This window comes from Aeromonas sp. MR16 (genome assembly GCF_022549315.1).
Lineage (GTDB): Bacteria > Pseudomonadota > Gammaproteobacteria > Enterobacterales > Aeromonadaceae > Aeromonas > Aeromonas aquatica.
In genome coordinates, this window is the sequence record NZ_JAKZFK010000010.1 from 1 (window position 1) to 17,697 (window position 17,697).

A 17,697-nucleotide genomic window follows, 5' to 3' on the forward strand; every position below is an offset into this window, starting at 1 on the left:
GCCGCTCGCCGGCAAAAGTAGCAAGCTACTTTCCCGCTGCCGCTCGACTTGCATGTGTTAGGCCTGCCGCCAGCGTTCAATCTGAGCCATGATCAAACTCTTCAATTTAAGTTTGGTTTGCGTTCATTCATTACCGGGGCAATGAACTTCAGCGGCTCAATGAATTGCTGAAATAAACTGTTCGACTTGTTATTGCTAACAAGTCGTTTTGGTCACTTCACCAGACATTGAAAATCAAAAATTAATTTTGATGGTCGATGCTGTGAGTGCCCACACAGATTGCTTGATTCAAATTGTTAAAGAGCGACGCAGCTTTTGGCTGCTGCGGGAGTGGCATTCTACTCAACCGCCTTCTCGAGTCAAGCCTTATTTTCAGAGGCTTTTCGAGGTCACCGACTGGCTTATCTGCGTTGCCGCTTGCCCTGTCGATGGAGGCGCATTATAGGGAGCTGAATCAGATTGGCAAGGGTGATTTCGCATTAAATTCGAATTCCTGGCTCAACCGTTCATTAATCACCCGAAATGATGATTAAGCCCACAACGGGAGACTCTAGTGAGAATAAGTAGTCTTGATTTACAAGATGGCGCTGTCGGCAGATCAAGGTTGCATCGAATTGGTTTCCCGATCGCTATTAGCATGGTGATCGAGATCCCGCCTTCGGGTAACATAGCGCCCCTTTGCGATTCTCACACTCTTGGGCTTTGGAGAGTTTAATGCCTTTTGCACTTGGCCAGCGTTGGATTAGTGATACAGAGACGGATCTGGGGTTGGGAACTGTCGTTGCTGTTGAAGGACGCATGGTTACCCTGTTGTTTCCGGCTACCGGTGAAAACCGCATGTATGCCAAAGAAGAGGCGCCGGTTACCCGGGTCAGCTTCAATGTGGGCGACCAGATAGCCAGTCATGAAGACTGGACCATGCTGGTTGAAGAAGTGCAGGAGAAGGATGGGCTGCTTATATATGTCGGTGTCCGCACCGATAACGAGGAGCCCGTCGTCCTCAAAGAGGTGTTCCTCAGTAACTTCATCAAGTTCAACAAGCCGCAGGATCGCCTGTTTGCCGGTCAGATCGATCGGATGTCCCGTTTCACCCTGCGCTATGAAGCCCTGATCAACCAGCATCAGCGTCGCCGCAATCCGACCCGCGGTCTGGCCGGCGGCAAGGTCAGCCTGATCCCTCATCAGCTCTATATTGCCCACGAAGTGGGTCATCGCTATGCCCCGCGCGTGCTGCTGGCCGACGAGGTGGGTCTGGGCAAGACCATAGAGGCGGGCATGATCATCCATCAGCAACTGCTCTCTGGCCGTGCCCAGCGCGTGCTCATCCTGCTGCCGGAGACCCTGCAACACCAGTGGTTGGTCGAGATGATGCGCCGCTTCAACCTGCACTTCTCCCTGTTTGACGAGGAGCGCTGCATCGAGGCCTTCGCCGACGCCGAAAATCCGTTCGAGACGGAGCAGCTGGTGATCTGCAGCCTCGACTTCCTGCGCAAGAAGCGCCGCCGCTTCGAGCAGGTGCTGGAAGCCGAGTGGGATCTGCTGGTCGTCGATGAGGCCCACCACCTGGAGTGGAGCGAAGAGGCGCCGAGTCGCGCCTACGAGATGGTGGAAGCCCTGGCCGAGCAGGTGCCGGGCGTCCTGCTGCTGACCGCCACCCCGGATCAACTCGGCCACCAGAGCCACTTTGCCCGTCTGCGCCTGCTCGATCCCGAACGTTTCTATGACTATGACGCCTTCCTCGCCGAGGAGCAGGCCTATGGCCAGGTCGCCAGCGCCGCGCAAGCCTTGTTGGCAGGCGAGCCTCTGAGCGATGAGGCCAGGCAGATCCTCGCCAGCCAGCTGGATGGACTGGACTTGAGCAATGCCGCCGCCCGTGAACAGGCGGTTCGCAAGCTGCTCGATCAGCACGGTACCGGCCGGGTGTTGTTCCGCAACAGCCGCGCCAACATCCAGGGCTTCCCGGAGCGTCACCTCAATGTCTACCCCATGCCGCTGCCGGAGCAGTACAAGACCGCCATCAAGGTGATGGGCATGATGGGCGGCAACGGTGGCGATCTGCAGACCCGCGCCCTGCGCTACCTCTATCCGGAGAAGATCTTCCAGCAGTTCGAGGGAGACAACGCCAGTTGGACCCAGTTCGATCCTCGGGTCGACTGGTTGCTTGAGCTGCTGCTCGGCGCCCGTCAGCAGAAGGTGCTGGTGATCTGCTCCGAGGCCGCGACGGCCCTCGCGCTGGAAGAGGCGCTGCGTACCCGCGAGGGTATCCGCGGCACCGTATTCCACGAAGGCATGTCGATCCTGGAGCGGGACAAGGCTTCTGCCTATTTTGCCCAACAAGAGAGCGGCGCCCAGGTGCTGATCTGCTCCGAGATCGGCTCAGAGGGTCGCAACTTCCAGTTTGCCAGCCACCTGGTGCTGTTCGATCTGCCACTCAACCCGGATCTACTGGAACAGCGTATCGGCCGTCTCGATCGTATCGGTCAGCAGAACACCGTCGAGATCCACGTCCCCTATCTGGAAGGCACCGCCCAGCGCGCGCTGCTGGACTGGTATCACGATGGCCTGGATGCCTTCGAGCAGACCTGCCCCACCGCCCGCCCGGTATTTGAAGCCGTGCGCGAGGAGCTGTTCGAGCTGCTGGCCGCCAACGAGGGTGAACAGGCGGTGCTGGACGCCTTGCTGGCCAAGACCCGTGAACTGCACGAGCCGCTCAAGTCTCGCCTGGAACAGGGCCGCGATCGCCTGCTGGAAATTCACTCCAGCGGGGGCAATGCCGCCCGCGCCCTGGTCGACAAACTGACCGCCGAGGATGACGACACCGGCATGATCTCCTTTGCCCTCAAGATGTTCGACGAGATCGGCGTCAATCAGGATGACAGAGGCGAGCATGCGTTGGTACTGACCCCAGGCGATCACATGCTGGTGCCGAGCTTCCCGGGCCTGCCCCAGGATGGCATGACGGTCACCTTCGATCGCCCCATCGCCCTGGCGCGGGACGACATGGCGCTGCTCTCCTGGGAGCACCCCATCATGCGCGGCGGCATCGATCTGATCCTGGGTTCCGAGATTGGCGCGACCTCGGTCGCCCTGCTGAAGAACAAGGCACTGCCGATCGGTTCCATCTTGCTGGAGCTGATCTTCGTCGCCGAATCTGCCGCCCATCCCCAGCTCTATCGCTTCATGCCGCCGACCCCGATCCGGCTGCTGATGGACAAGAATGGCCAGAACCTCGGCGAGAAGGTAGCGTTCGATGCCTTCAACCGCCAGCTGACCCCGGTCAATCGCCACCTTGGCAGCAAGCTGGTCACAGCGTCCCAACCGGTGATCCACGGCCTGATCGGCAAGGGCCAGGTCATCGCCGAAGAGCTGAAGGCCGGCATAGTGGACAAGGCCCGTGGCCAGATGGCGCAGGCCCTGCAGCAGGATCTCGATCGGCTGGAGGCCCTCAAGGCGGTCAATCCGAACGTGCGCGACAGCGAACTGGAATATCTGCGCAACTTGCAGGCAGAATTGCACCACCTGATCGACCAGACCCAGCTCAAACTGGATGCCATCCGCTTTATCGTGGTTACCCATAACTGACAAGGTAGAGAAGGTGCATAACCGGATCGACAGCGACCCGATCCGGCTCAGGCCGGATGCCATGCACTTTATTTACCGTGGTCATCATAACTAAGTCACTGATGGGGCCTGCCCCTTGGATTAAAGATGCAAGACGCTACATTTGAATACTCACCGCCGCAGGAACCCTGGCTCGATATCCTGTTCAAGGACAAGGACATCATGGTGGTCAACAAGCCCACCGGCCTGCTCAGCGTCCCCGGGCGCGGGCCCGAAAATGAAGACAGCGTCCTGTATCGCGTCAAGCAGCAGCACCCCAAGGCGGCGGCGGCTCACCGCCTCGACATGTCCACCACGGGCGTTATCGTCATCCCCCTCACCCCGAACTCTCATCGGGAACTGAGTCGGCAATTTCGTGAACGGGAAACCGAGAAGCACTATCTCGCCTGGGTGTGGGGCGAGCCAGAAGCCGATTCCGGTCAGGTCGATCTGCCGCTTTGCGTGGACTGGCCCAACCGGCCGAAACAGAAGGTGGATTTCGAGGAGGGCCGCCATGCCCTGACCCTGTGGGATAAGCTGAAGGTGGAGAACGGCAATAGCCTGATCAAGCTGACCCCCATCACAGGGCGCTCGCACCAGTTGCGGGTCCACATGCTGGAGCTGGGTCACCCCATCCTGGGGGATAACCTCTATGCCCATCCCGAAGCTCTGGCGGCGGCTCCGCATCTTTATCTGCATGCGGCCATGCTGACCATCACTCATCCCCGTAGTGGCGAGCGAATGAGCTTCGAGGCGCCGGCCCCCTTCCCGCTCTAAGCCAGATGGCTGGCTTAGGACTTTGTCTAGTCCTGAAATAGGTTTACACATTTTCGTCTAGCTTCACGTGACTCAGAACCCCCGATGTACCGCATCGGGGGTTCTGTATTTCAACGCATGATGCGGTCGCTCCAGGTTGTAAATATCCACCGCCTCACGCACCATCTCCCGCGCTTGCGCCAGGTCCTGCGGGCTTTGCAACAGCAACTCTCCTTTCAATATCCCGTTCACCCGCTCCGCCAACGCATTCTGGTAACAGTCATATCCGTCTGTCATCGAGCACCGGACCCCGTGCCGTTCATGCAATGACTGATACAACCCCGAGCAATACTGCACGCCGCGGTCCGAGTGATGGATAAGCTCCCCGCCGCCACATCGTTGCTTCAGTGCTTTCTTAAACGCCATCGCCACCGACTCGGCGTGCATCCCTTCGTGCACGTGATGACCCACTATCTTGCGTGAGTAGGCATCCGTCACCAGGCTCAGGTACAGCGGCCCGCTCCTGGCTGGCAGATAGGTGATGTCGGCGACCCAGACTTGCTCCGGGGCCACCGGCGTGACCTGCTCCGGCCCTGCCTTGAGCAAGTTGGGATGACGGTAGAAGCGGTGAAAACTGTGGGTGGTCTTGTGATACGCCCGTCTGGGCTGCACCAGCAAGCGGTGCTCGGCCAATATCTGAAACAGCCTGTCCCGCCCGACCTTGAGCCAGCCATCATCCTGACCCTGAAGCAGATAATGCAGCTTGCGGGTGCCGACCCGTGGCTGGCGTAACCGTATCTGACGCACGAAGCGCACCACCTGCAGCCCCTGTGCATGGCGCAGGTCTGCAACCCGATTGCGCTTGTAGTAAGCCTGACGGCTTATTCCCAGAAACAGGCAAGCCCTGACGATGGTCAGCCTCTCGACTTGCCGCTGCGAGAGGACTTGCCGGGTCGCTTTTTTACGATGGAGACGCCGTAGTCGTTCTTCAGCACATCGACGACGGCCTCAAAGAACTGGGCCTTCTGGCTCATCAGCGCCAGCTGCTGTTCGAGCTCCTTGATACGCTGTTCGGGCGTCTGGTTGTCGGGGTCAGGCATGGTGATGCTCCTGTCGGCGCGCACAGAAGCCCCCAGGCTCCAATCCTGCCGACCATGTTTACGCAACCATACCAGAACGGTCGAGTGGCCCTGAATGCCATATCGGGCCTGAGCCTGTTTGTAGGTGAGCTCGCCTTTTTCAATCTGCTCGACCAGCGCCAGTTTAAAAGTCAGCGAGTAATCGCGCTGTGTCCGTTTCACACCTTGTCCCATCGGGTTCTCCATTTATTGGGGGGAAAGGTGTAAACCATATTCAGGACGGGACACCTGAATAAAAAAAGCCCCCATCGATGGATGGGGGCTTTTTCGTTAGAGTCAAACGTGAATGTTGATGTTGCTTCCCAAGGCTCCAGTCGCCGATGTAACTGGCGCCTGAGCTGGTTGGGCGGCAGTCTGCAGCAACTTCAGCGCGGTTTCGCCGTCCTGAAGCTGCTGCTTTTTCGCCAGACTGGCCGTCATCAAGGCAGAACCATATGACATAGATGCAGAGCTAGAAATATCCATTGTGTACCTCCTGCCTAAGCTCTATCGGCCACGACACGCCAGACATGAGTGATATCGCTCAGAGCAAATAGGCCTTGTCCGGGACACGTTGCGTCAGCCAGCGTTCTTCCATCTCCAGCAGGGTCTGATAGACCTTAGCCGCCTGCTCGGGACGACTGAACAGATAGCCTTGTCCGTAGAGATGGATGTCGGTCAGCGAGCGCAGCACATCGAGCTGGCCCTGGGTCTCAATGCCCTCGCACACCAGCTTCTTGCCCAACATGGTTCCCATGCGACAGATGTTGGCAACCAACTCGGCCGCCTCAATGGAGATATCAATTCCCTGTATGAAGGATCTGTCGATCTTCACTTTGCTCACCGGCAGCTTCTGCAGATAGCTCAGAGAAGAGTAGCCAGTCCCGAAATCATCCAACGCCAGCTGGACCCCTTGTTGGTTAAGATCCTGCATCAGCTGCAGCGAGTTCTTCACCTCGCGCATGGAGGTATCCTCGGTCACCTCCAGCACCAGACTGGCGGCGGGAATGTGGTGATCCATCAGGGCTTTGGCCACCAGTTTCAGCAAGTTGCGCTGATACATGCCGGGGGAGATGTTGACGCACATCTGCAGATCAACCAGCCCCAAGTGTTGCCACTTATGGAGCTGCTCACAGGCGGTATTCAGGATCCAGCTGCCAAGCTTCTCCGCCAGCTGGAACTCCTCCGCGACCTGAATTACTTCGTTTGGCGGAATGAAGCCCAGTTCGGGATGACGCCAGCGCAGCAGTGCCTCGACCGCCTCGCAGCGACCCGTCTCCAGGTTGACGATGGGCTGGTAATACAGCTCGAGCGCGTTGTGCTCCAGTGCCATCACCATGTCGGAGGCGAGATGCTTGCGCCGGACCGTCTCGTTGAGCAGGGAGTTGTCATAGATGACATAAGGTACATGGGTCTTACGACTGTGGGACAGGGCCTGCTCCGCCCGGCTGAGCAGCTCCTGGGTCTGGTTGCTGTCCATGGGGAAGAAGGCGATGCCAATGCCCACCTCCAGCCGGAACGGGTAGTTATCGATGAGGATGTCCTGCTTGAGGGAGTGCAGCACTCTCGCCACCAACTCCCTGACATGGCGCAAATCGCTCCCTTCCCGCTGCAGCATGGCGAGCTGATCGCCGCCAAGGCGGGCGACCCACTCCCCATTTTCACACAGGGCGCGCAGCCGCCTCGCCAGCTCCCGCAGCAGGAGATCCCCGGTGTTATAGCCAAACTTGCTGTTGATATCCCGAAAGTCATTGATGTCGACCAGCACCAGTCCGAACGGCGTATCGCGGCTGACGTAGGACTCCATCTTCTCCAGCAGCGCCAGTCGGTTGGCAAGCCCGGTCAGGGGATCGACGCGGGCCGTCCTGAAGTGGCGCCTGGCCTCGCGGATCAGCAAGCCACTGAGCAGGATGACGGAGATCACCAGGCCAGACACCATAAACAGCAAGGCGTTACGCAACTGGCCAAAGCGCTTGTCATTGCCCGAATAGACGTTGATGTTGTTCTGCATGACGGAGGCGAGAGAGTAGGACAAGGGTTCCTGCAGGGGGGCGAGCGTCATCATGATCTGCTGGTAATCCGGGGTGCCGGGCTTGAGATCGGCCAGCTTGGGTTCCAGTTCCCGGATATTGCTCTCGGTCAGTTTCACCAGGCGCAGCGTCTTCTGATTGTCTGCCAGACTCTTGCGCAACTGGCCACTCAGCAGGATCGGCGTCCGGCTCCAGAGGATATCGTAGCGCAGCAGCAGCGCCTCATGGTCGATACCGCCGTAATGGTAAATTTCGACAGCATTGAGAAAACGGCCCAGCTCTAGTTGGAGCTGCATCAATGCCCAGGAGACGTCGTAGGTGTACTTCTCCATCACCCGGGTCGCATTTTGTATCTGCACCAGGCAATACAGAGTGCTGCCCGTGAACAACAGAATGGATAGATAAAGAACGCCGAGTAAGGGCCAAGCCCTGGTCTTCGTTTTCAACCCATGCCCCCGCAAGCCATCATCATTACTGCTGAATATCGATTGAACTCAGTTGCCAGATCATCATGTCGGTGAATTCAGAGCGCTTGAGTTCGGGATGCTTGTCCAGTGGCAGGATAAACCAAAGCGGTCCCTTGTCACGTACCCGCATGGTCATACCGTCGTCCTGCCAGGCCAGAATAGGATCATATTGTTTGACCTTATCCCAGTTGACCCGGATCTGGAAACTGTTCAAGGCCGTCAGGGTAATACTCTTGCCTTCGGCCCCGACCGCCGTCATCAGGTCCGCCAGTTTTGGTCCCACATACTTGTGCGGCTTGTCCACCCAGGGGTTGCTCGTCACTATCTCATGCTGCGGCAAGGCCTGGAGCATGGTCAGGTCGAAGGCGACCTCGCCGTCGGCCGGTTCAGCGGGATCCACATTACCTGTCACCTTGAGGATCACTGGACCTTGCGGGATCGCCAATGTCATGGTCGGCATGACAAGAGAAAACAGTAATGGAATCAGGCCTAAATTTCGCATGCTCACCTCAGATGATTTCACTATCAATAGACTCATTCTAGTAGCGCTAAAAAAAACGGCCCGCAAATGCGAGCCGTTTGATAACTACGACAGGATTACATCATACCCATGCCGCCCATGCCACCCATATCAGGCATGGCAGGAGTGTCTTTCTTCGGCAGTTCGGTGATCATGCACTCGGTGGTGATCATCAGACCGGCGATGGACGAGGCAAACTGCAGCGCGGAACGGGTTACCTTGGTCGGATCCAGGATCCCCATGGCCAGCATGTCGCCGTACTGTTCGGTGTAAGCGTTGTAGCCGAAGTTACCTTCGCCATTCTTCACCGCATTGGCGATGACGGAGGCTTCTTCACCGGCGTTGATCACGATCTGACGCAGCGGGGCTTCCATGGCGCGCAGAGCAACCTTGATACCCACGTTCTGGTCTTCGTTGTCGCCACGCAGGTCGGCCAGTTTGGCGGCAACGCGTACCAGCGCCACACCACCACCGGCAACCACGCCTTCTTCCACGGCGGCGCGAGTGGCGTGCAGGGCATCGTCAACGCGGGCCTTCTTCTCTTTCATCTCGACTTCGGTGGCAGCGCCAACCTTGATCACCGCAACGCCGCCAGCCAGCTTGGCCACGCGCTCTTGCAGCTTCTCACGGTCGTAATCGGAAGAGGTCTCTTCGATCTGCTGACGGATCTGGGCAACACGGCTTTCGATCAGGGCAGCATCACCCACGCCATCGATGATGGTGGTGTTCTCTTTGGTGATGACGATGCGCTTGGCACGGCCCAGATCTTCCAGGGTCGCTTTCTCCAGCTCCATGCCCACTTCTTCGGAGATCACGGTACCGCCAGTCAGCACGGCGATGTCTTGCAGCATGGCCTTGCGACGGTCACCGAAGCCCGGCGCCTTGACGGCGGCGACTTTCACGATGCCACGCATGGTGTTGACCACCAGGGTCGCCAGCGCTTCGCCTTCCACGTCTTCGGCGACGATCAGCAGCGGTTTGCCAGCCTTGGCCACGCCTTCCAGCACCGGCAGCATTTCGCGGATGTTGGAAACCTTCTTGTCCACCAGCAGGATGAAGGGATCATCCAGCTCGACGGCGCCGGTTTCCGGCTTGTTGACGAAGTAAGGGGAGAGGTAGCCACGATCGAACTGCATGCCTTCAACGACCGCCAGCTCATCTTCCAGACCCTGACCGTCTTCGACGGTGATGACGCCGTCACGACCGACCTTGTCCATGGCTTCGGCGATCAGTGCACCCACTTTCTCGTCGGAGTTGGCGGAGATGGTGCCTACCTGGGCGATGGCATTGTTGTCGGCACAAGGAGTGGACAGCGCCTGCAGCTCGGCGACGGCAGCCACGACGGCCTTGTCGATACCGCGCTTCAGGTCCATCGGGTTCATGCCGGCGGCAACGGCCTTCAGGCCTTCGTTGACGATGGCTTGCGCCAGTACGGTAGCGGTAGTGGTACCGTCACCGGCGGCGTCGTTGGCCTTGGAAGCGACTTCCTTGACCATCTGGGCGCCCATGTTCTGGAACTTGTCTTCCAGCTCGATTTCGCGCGCAACGGAGACGCCATCCTTGGTGATGGTCGGGGCACCGAAGGACTTGTCCAGTACCACGTTGCGGCCTTTCGGGCCCAGGGTTACCTTGACGGCGTCGGCCAGGATGTTGACGCCTTCCAGCATTTTGATGCGGGCTTCGTTGCCAAACTTAACTTCTTTAGCTGCCATGTTATTCGGTCCTTAAATCAATTCGGGGAAAAGGGAGTGATTACTCTTCGACAATCGCCAGGATGTCGGTCTCGGACAGGATCAGCACGTCCTGGCCATCCAGCTTCTCGGTCTTCACACCGTAGCCTTCGTTGAAGATCACCTTGTCACCTACCTTGACGGCGAGGGCTTTGACATCGCCATTGTCCAGAATTCGACCAGTCCCCACGGCAAGAACTTCACCACGAGTGGACTTCTGGGCCGCAGTGCCAGTCAAGACGATGCCGCCAGCGGATTTGGCTTCAGCTTCGATGCGCTTGATGATGACGCGGTCGTGCAGTGGACGAATTTTCATCGATAACTCTCCCAAAATGAGTATCTTGTGTTGCTTGAGGAATGGCCGCAGTCGGCCAAATTTGTTATGTCCCTGATCTGGGGCAATTTGGGTAGCCCTTCAAGGGCAAATACAAAAAAAATATTTTCACGTACTATGAGTATCTTCGATGGATCTCGCCCCAATCAGGAAGGGGGATGGACGCGGCCAGCATTTAGGCCCAGAGCACATAGAGACCCTGCCTTGAGCCGACCCAATCCCATGCTGACCGAGCCCATGACGCCAGTGCTGCTGCGCATGACAGGCCCCATGATCCTCGGCATCGTTGCCATCCTCGCCTTCAACCTGGTCGATACCTTCTTCATCGGCATGCTGGGCACCCAAGCGCTCGCCGCCATCAGCTTCACCTTTCCGGTCACCTTCGTGGTCACCTCCCTCACCATGGGGCTGGGAGCGGGACTGTGCGCCCTGCTCGGTCATGCCCTGGGCCAGGGCCGTCACGACGAGGCCGCCCGCATCACCACCGACTGCCTGTTCCTCGCCGTCATCCTGGTGACCCTGCTCTCCGTGCTGGGTGCCCTGACGATAGTCCCCCTCTTCACCCTGCTTGGAGCCAGTCGCGAGCTCATTTCCCTCATCCATGACTACATGCTGATCTGGTATCTGACCGTGCCCATGCTGGTCATCCCCATGGTCGGCAATGCCGCCATCCGGACCACAGGGGATACCAAGACCCCCAGCCTGGTGATGGGGGTGGCCGGTCTGGTCAACGGGGTGCTGGATCCCCTGCTCATCTTCGGGCCCGGCCCTTTCCCCGAATGGGGCATCCGCGGCGCCGCCATCGCTACCTCGATCTCCTGGCTGATGGCCATGCTGGTCAGCCTGCACATACTGCGCAAGCGGGAGAAACTGCTTTCATGGCGCCTCTCCCCTCGCCCGCGGCTGCTGGCCCACTGGCGCGCCCTGCTGCAGGTGGCGGTGCCCGCATCGTTTACCAACATGCTCAATCCGCTGGCCAACGCCGTGCTGATGGTCATCTTCGCCGGCCTGGGTACCGAGGTGGTGGCCGCCTATGGGGCCGCGTCACGAGTAGAAGCCTTGCTGCTGATCGTGATGATGGCGCTCTCCTCGGTGCTGGCCCCCTTCGTCTCGCAGAACTGCGGTGCGGGCAGCCCGGCGCGCGCCAAGGCGGCGCTGCTGCTGTGCATGCGCTTCGCCCTGCTGTTCCAGCTCGCCGTCTATGGTCTCGTCTGGCTGCTGGCCCCCCTCGTCGCCGGCCTGTTCAGCGATCAGCCCCAGGTAGTGCGGCTGATCGTGCTCTACCTGCACCTGGTCCCCATCGGCTATGGCTTCCAGGGCATGGTGATGCTGCTGGCGTCCGCACTCAATGGCGCGCGGGCATCGACGGTCTCATTCGTCTTCAACGGGATGCGGCTGTTTGTCTTCTTGCTGCCAGGGGCCTGGCTGGGGGCGAAACTGGGGGGAGAGCAGGGGATCTATCTGGGGATACTGCTGGCGAACCTGGCGGCGGGCCTGCTGGCTTGGACCTATGCCCACCGCAGGTTCGAGAGGCTGTGCCATCAGGGTACTCCCTGATCGGCACGGCCTCCCCACGGCAACCTACTCTTTACGCTCGAATTCACCCTCTATGGTGGTGCCGCCACGCTTATCCAGCCCTGGGCCATCGGTCGGACCTGAACCAAAGGGCGGTTGCTGTGGCGGGAAGCCCCCCATCTGCATCCTGTACTGACTGCTGCCCACCAGCTTGTCGGCCAGTCTGTTGCGCAACCAAGGTTGCAACAGCAGGATGCCGAAGAAATCGGTGACGAAGCCCGGAATGATCAGCAGCAGACCGGCCAATGCCAGCATCATGCCCCCCATCACCTCACGGCCCGGCATCTCCCCTTGATGCATTTTTTGCTGGGCACTGAACAGGGTCTTGATCCCCTCGCTGCGCACCAGAGAAGAGCCCAGCACCGCGGTCAGCACCAGCAAGCCCACCGTCGGCAGGGCGCCGATCACGGAGCCCACCTCGATCATCACGGTGAGCTCCAGCAATACCAGGCCGACCAACAACAGTAACAACTTGCCCATAACAACCTCAGTGCGGTGAATAAATGAACCTGCGATCGGTGTGTCCTGCGGAGAATCGAGCGCCGTGACCCACCATCGTATCGGTTTCTTACCCATAAAATGGGGTGTCATCCCCCTTTTTCAAGTCTGCCGGGTGATGTAGCCCCGGATCCGGAGAAATATTTCCCCGCCCAACTGGGATTGAAGTGGCTGTTCTGTCACAGTTAATCGCTCGATTGCAATATCTGTTTAATGACCACAAGATCTTTGGGGCTGTCTCAAATTTAGTGATCCAGGTCTAATATCAGGTACCTCAATTGAGGTAATATCCACATCAGTTTTAAACAGGGAGCAACAGGCTCCCAACTGCCCCACTCGATCTGTGGTGCTTCAGGATGAACCGTGCGTAGGGAAGTCGCGACCACTCGGTGAGGATTATTTCCATTTATCTGATTTCTGAGGCATTACAATGAGCGACATCAAGAACGTCCGCATTGAAGAAGACCTGCTGGGCACCAAAGAAGTTTCCAACGATCTCTATTACGGCGTCCACACCCTGCGCGCGGTCGAGAACTTCAAGCTGAGCACTCAGAAGATTTCTGACGTTCCCGAATTTGTCCGTGGCATGGTGCTGACCAAGAAGGCCGCCGCACTGGCCAACGGTGAGCTCGGCACCATCCGTCCCGAAATCGCCGACAAGATCATCGAAGCCTGTGATCTGATGCTGAACACCGGCAAATGCTTCGACCAGTTCCCGGTCGACGTCTACCAGGGCGGTGCCGGTACCTCCGTCAACATGAACACCAACGAGGTGCTGGCCAACATCGCCCTCGAGCTGATGGGTCTGGAGAAGGGTCGCTACGACGTCATCAACCCGAACGATCACGTCAACAAGTGCCAGTCCACCAACGATGCCTACCCGACCGGTTTCCGCGTGGCCGTGGTCAACAGCACCGACACCACCCTGTTTGCCCTCGAAGCGCTGATCGCCTCCTTCGATGCCAAGGCCAATGAATTCAAGAACATCCTCAAGATGGGCCGGACCCAGCTGCAGGATGCCGTTCCCATGACCCTGGGTCAGGAATTCCACGCCTTCGCCGTCACCCTGCGCGAAGAGATCAAGTCCATCAAGCGTTGCCAGGAGCTGTTGCTGGAAGTGAACCTGGGGGCCACCGCCATCGGTACCGGCCTGAATACCCCGCCCGAGTACTCCGCCCTGGCCATCAAGCGCCTGGCCGAGATCACCGGTCGCGCCTATGTGCCGGCGGAAGATCTGATCGAAGCAACTTCAGATTGCGGCGCCTACGTGATGCTGCACAGCGCCATCAAGCGTCTGGCCATGAAGCTGTCCAAGATCTGTAACGATCTGCGTCTGCTCTCCTCCGGCCCGCGTACCGCCCTCAAAGAGATCAACTTGCCGGAAATGCAGGCAGGCTCCTCCATCATGCCGGCCAAGGTCAACCCGGTCATCCCGGAAGTGGTCAACCAGGCCTGCTTCAAGGTGTTCGGCAACGACATCACCGTCACCTTCGCCTCCGAAGCGGGTCAGCTGCAGCTGAACGTGATGGAGCCGGTGATTGGTCAGGCCATGTTCGAATCCCTGAGCCTGATGGAAAAAGCCTGTATCTCCCTGCGCGAGAAGTGCGTGGACGGGATCACCGCCAACCCGGAAATCTGCATGAATCACGTGCTGAACTCCATCGGCATCGTGACCTACCTGAACCCCTTCATCGGCCACCACGAGGGTGACATCGTCGGCAAGATCTGCGCCCAGACCGGCAAGAACGTCCGCGAAGTCGTGCTGGATCGCGGCCTGCTGACCGCCGAGCAGCTGGACGAAATTCTCTCCATCGAGAACCTGATGAACCCGCAATACAAGGCCAAGCGTTACACTCGCGAAGCCACCGTATAAGCGTATCGATGGGCCGGGATCACTCCCGGCCCATAGAGCCAGTTCCCGATCGGCCTCCTCTCAGCCCTATCGGGAACTGGCTTTCTGCCACATAAAACCTAAAAAAACTGGAAAATGGAGTGTTCGCTATGATTGGAATCGAGTTACTTGTCGTGCTCGCCGCTATCTATCTGGGGGCCCGAATTGGTAGCATCGGCATCGGCTTTGCCGGTGGTCTGGGGGTACTGGTACTGACCTGGGGTCTGGGCATGCCCATCCCGAGTGATCAGTTGGTGACCTATCTGCCATGGGACGTGATCATGATCATCGCGTCCGTCATCTGTGCCATCGCCTGTATGCAACTGGCTGGCGGGATGGACTACCTGGTCTCCCTGGCCGAGAAGGCGCTGCGCAAGAATCCCAAGCACATCACCTTCGCCGCCCCGGTCGTCACCTACCTGATGACCATGCTGGCCGGTACCGGTCACACCGCCTTCTCCACCCTGCCGGTGATCGCCGAAGTGGCCAAGGAACAGGGCATTCGCCCCTCCCGCCCACTCTCCATCGCGGTCGTCGCCTCCCAGATCGCCATCACCGCCTCCCCCATCTCGGCGGCCGTGGTTGCCTTCTCCGGCATGCTTGAGCCACTCGGTGTAGACTACCTGACCCTGCTGGCCATCTGCATCCCGTCCAGCTTCCTCGCCTGTATTCTGGGTGCCTTCGTGGCCAACATGCTGGGCAAACCCCTGGACCAGGACGAAGTCTACCTGGAGCGCAAGGCCAAGGGCCTGATCAAGCTGCGCGGTACCAGCAAGGTTGAGCTCAAGCCTTATGCCAAGCTCTCCGTCGGCATCTTCATCGCCGCCATCGTTGCCGTCATGGCGTATGCCACCGCCATCTCCGGCAACGTGGGCCTGATTTCCAGCCCGCCGATCCCCCGTGACGGTGCCATCATGGGCATCATGCTCTCCGCCGCCACCCTGATGGTGCTGTTCTGCAAACTGGATGCCGCCCAGATCACCAACATGCCGACCTTCAAGTCCGGTATGTCCGCCTGTATCTGTGTACTGGGTGTGGCCTGGCTGGGCAACGTCTTCGTGAAGGGCAACATGGTCGAGATCCAGGCCTTCGCCGGCGATTTGCTGAGCCAATACAGCTGGCTGCTGGCCGTGGTGCTGTTCTTCTCCTCCATGCTGCTCTACTCCCAGGGCGCCACCACCAAGGCGCTGATGCCTGCCGCCCTGGCACTGGGTGTCAGCCCGCTGGCCGCCATCGCCTCCTTCGCCGCGGTGAGCGCCCTGTTCGTGCTGCCGACCTACCCGACCCTGCTGGCGGCGGTCGAGATGGACGACACCGGTTCCACCCGTATCGGCAAAGCGGTGTTCAACCACCCCTTCTTCATCCCGGGTGTCGCCACCATCGCCATGGCAGTGGCGCTGGGCTTCTTCTTCGGTGGCCTTATCCTCTGATAGCGAGCAGCTCCTTGCCAAACGGCCCTTCGGGGCCGTTTTTTTATGCCTGCTGACACAGGAGCCGACACTGACGCCAATAAAAAAGCCGCTCCGGGGAGCGGCTTTGATCATCCAAGGCAGGCTATCAACTGGTGGTCTGCCGGGTGCCGAAGTAGTCGGCGAGGAAGTCATCGAACGACAGGCTGTCACCGCGCTCCCGCTCCCGCTGCTTGGCCAGGGACTCGCGCGCCTCGCCAGCGAAGTAGGCCTGATCCCAATACTGCAGCTCGCCGCTCAGCATCTCCTCCCGGTAACGGCTCGCCAGCTCGTCACCGAAGCAGCCGTTGTCCTGGCCGCTCTCCAGCAACTGCTTGAGCAGGCGGGCGGAATAGGTCAGCTCCGGATTGAGCAGCTTCTCGCGGTGCATGGCCAGCGTCTCGCGGTAGCGGTTGCGGCCACAACAACGATCCAGCAGATCGGCGACCTGATCCAGCTCGTCGAACAGCTTGAGGCCGAACTCCTTGAGGCCGACGGAGTTACCCTGCTCGTCTTCCAACTCGAGGCTGGGACGACGCCCCTCCAGCACCACCTTGTTCTGGTTGCGACGGTTGCGCGCGATCTCTTCGGCGGTCAGCACGGGGGACGGGCGCAGCAGGCACCAGACCAGGAACAGGTCGAAGAAGCGGATCTGATCCACGTCTATGCCGAAGGGGGTGAAGGGATTCACATCCACGGTGCGCAGCTCGATGTATTCGATGCCGCGCTGCTCCAGCGCATCCGACGGCTTCTCGCCGCTGCGCGGGGTGCGCTTGGGACGGATCGGCGCATACAGCTCGTTCTCCAGCTGCAGCACGTTGTCGTTGAGCTGGCGGTATTCGCCGTTCACCTTGACCCCTATCTTGGCGAACTCGGGATCATGGGTGCTGATGGCGCGGCGCAGGCTGGCCACATAGGCAGGCAAGTTGTCGTGGCTGATATTGAGCCGGCTCTGGGAACTGCTGGTATAGCCGAGATCGGACAGGCGCAGCGCGGTGGCATAGGGCAGGTAGAGGGTACCCTTGCCGGTCTTCTGGAACGGCAACGCGCTCTTGCGCCCCTTCAGGAAGGAGTCGCAGATGGCCGGCGAGGCGCCGAACAGATAGGGCACCAGCCAGCCGAAGCGGTAGACGTTGCGAATAAGCCCCATGTACTTCTCTGAGATGAAGCGCTGGCTGCAGCAGCCCTCGCCCACCAGATCCTGCCACTCGCACCAGAAGCTGTCCGGCATGGAGAAGTTGAAGTGCACCCCGGCGATCACCTGCATCAAGCTGCCGTAGCGGTTCTTCAGCCCCTGCCGGTACAGGGTCTTCATCTTGCCGATATTGGAGCTGCCGTACTGGGCCAGCCGGATGCTCTCCTCGTCGCCGATGAAGCAGGGCATGGAGAGCGGCCAGATCCGCTCGTCACCGAGGTGATGAATGGTGTGGCGATGGATGTCGCCGAGCTGTTCTATCAGGCTCTCGATGGAGTCGGTGGCCGGGGTGATGAACTCCAGCAGGCTCTCCGAGTAGTCGGTGGTGATGTTGGCATGGGTCAGCGCCGACCCCAGACCCCTCGGGTGATCGGTCTGGGAGAGGGAGCCTTCGGGGGTAATGCGCAGACATTCACGCTCTATCCCGCGCCGGATCCCCTTGAGGGCGGTCACCCGTTCCGGGGTTCCCAGGGCGGTCAACAACTCGGTGAGCGACAAGCTAGTAGTAGTCATATTCACGGCTCATGATGGGCCG

The 17,697-nt window shown here is 59.4% G+C and carries 13 protein-coding genes and 1 rRNA gene; 5 read left to right on the forward strand and 9 right to left on the reverse strand.

Going from position 1 to position 17,697, the window contains the following annotated elements:
• Positions 1–108, reverse strand: a 16S ribosomal RNA gene (locus MM194_RS09430); the annotation flags it as partial.
• Positions 109–714: 606 nt separating this feature from the next.
• Here MM194_RS09430 and rapA point away from each other — a divergent pair.
• Both rapA and rluA read left to right on the forward strand, forming a co-directional pair.
• Entirely contained in the window at positions 715–3,582 is a 2,868-nt protein-coding gene (gene rapA / locus MM194_RS09435; protein ID WP_241343432.1) for an RNA polymerase-associated protein RapA, read from the forward strand.
• Between the two features lie 126 nt (positions 3,583–3,708).
• The gene (gene rluA / locus MM194_RS09440; protein ID WP_033132062.1) at positions 3,709–4,377 is read left to right on the forward strand and encodes a bifunctional tRNA pseudouridine(32) synthase/23S rRNA pseudouridine(746) synthase RluA; all 669 of its coding nucleotides are present in this window, start codon (positions 3,709–3,711) and stop codon (positions 4,375–4,377) included.
• 72 nt (positions 4,378–4,449) lie between these two features.
• Here the strand turns inward: rluA and MM194_RS09445 are convergent.
• From MM194_RS09445 to MM194_RS09470, 6 genes are all read right to left on the reverse strand, one after another.
• Positions 4,450–5,669 (reverse strand): IS3 family transposase gene (locus MM194_RS09445; RefSeq protein WP_241343433.1). Its coding sequence is split into 2 segments (ribosomal slippage): positions 4,450–5,321 and positions 5,321–5,669, totalling 1,221 coding nucleotides; the frame shifts between segments, so codons are not numbered across the junction.
• Positions 5,670–5,771: 102 nt separating this feature from the next.
• Positions 5,772–5,960, reverse strand: coding sequence for a hypothetical protein (locus tag MM194_RS09450; protein WP_033132215.1), 189 nt, complete (start codon positions 5,958–5,960; stop codon positions 5,772–5,774).
• A 58-nt stretch (positions 5,961–6,018) separates the two neighbouring features.
• Positions 6,019–7,950, reverse strand: a complete 1,932-nt coding sequence (locus MM194_RS09455) for a bifunctional diguanylate cyclase/phosphodiesterase (protein WP_241343434.1) — start codon at positions 7,948–7,950, stop codon at positions 6,019–6,021.
• A gap of 25 nt (positions 7,951–7,975) precedes the next feature.
• Positions 7,976–8,473: a molybdopterin-binding oxidoreductase gene (locus tag MM194_RS09460; protein WP_033132213.1), complete on the reverse strand. Its 498-nt coding sequence runs from the start codon at positions 8,471–8,473 to the stop codon at positions 7,976–7,978.
• A 95-nt stretch (positions 8,474–8,568) separates the two neighbouring features.
• Entirely contained in the window at positions 8,569–10,203 is a 1,635-nt protein-coding gene (gene groL / locus MM194_RS09465) for a chaperonin GroEL (protein ID WP_241343435.1), read from the reverse strand.
• A 40-nt stretch (positions 10,204–10,243) separates the two neighbouring features.
• Positions 10,244–10,537, reverse strand: a complete 294-nt coding sequence (locus MM194_RS09470; RefSeq protein ID WP_005309514.1) for a co-chaperone GroES — start codon at positions 10,535–10,537, stop codon at positions 10,244–10,246.
• 240 nt (positions 10,538–10,777) lie between these two features.
• Between MM194_RS09470 and MM194_RS09475 the strand changes: the two genes are divergently transcribed.
• Positions 10,778–12,112, forward strand: a complete 1,335-nt coding sequence (locus tag MM194_RS09475) for an MATE family efflux transporter (RefSeq protein ID WP_241343504.1) — start codon at positions 10,778–10,780, stop codon at positions 12,110–12,112.
• Between the two features lie 24 nt (positions 12,113–12,136).
• Here MM194_RS09475 and MM194_RS09480 read toward each other — a convergent pair whose 3' ends face one another.
• Complete coding sequence (locus MM194_RS09480; RefSeq protein ID WP_241343436.1) at positions 12,137–12,610, reverse strand: FxsA family protein; 474 nt, start codon at positions 12,608–12,610, stop codon at positions 12,137–12,139.
• Positions 12,611–13,058: 448 nt separating this feature from the next.
• Between MM194_RS09480 and aspA the strand changes: the two genes are divergently transcribed.
• Together aspA and MM194_RS09490 are read left to right on the forward strand one after the other, a co-directional pair.
• Positions 13,059–14,501 (forward strand): aspartate ammonia-lyase, encoded by a 1,443-nt coding sequence (aspA, locus tag MM194_RS09485; protein ID WP_033131853.1) that lies wholly within the window; start codon positions 13,059–13,061, stop codon positions 14,499–14,501.
• Positions 14,502–14,629: 128 nt separating this feature from the next.
• Positions 14,630–15,949 (forward strand): anaerobic C4-dicarboxylate transporter, encoded by a 1,320-nt coding sequence (locus MM194_RS09490; protein ID WP_033131854.1) that lies wholly within the window; start codon positions 14,630–14,632, stop codon positions 15,947–15,949.
• Positions 15,950–16,076: 127 nt separating this feature from the next.
• Here MM194_RS09490 and gshA read toward each other — a convergent pair whose 3' ends face one another.
• On the reverse strand, positions 16,077–17,675 hold the full coding sequence (gene gshA, locus MM194_RS09495) for a glutamate--cysteine ligase (RefSeq protein ID WP_033131855.1): 1,599 nt from the start codon (positions 17,673–17,675) through the stop codon (positions 16,077–16,079).
• Between the last annotated feature and the right edge of the window lie 22 nt (positions 17,676–17,697).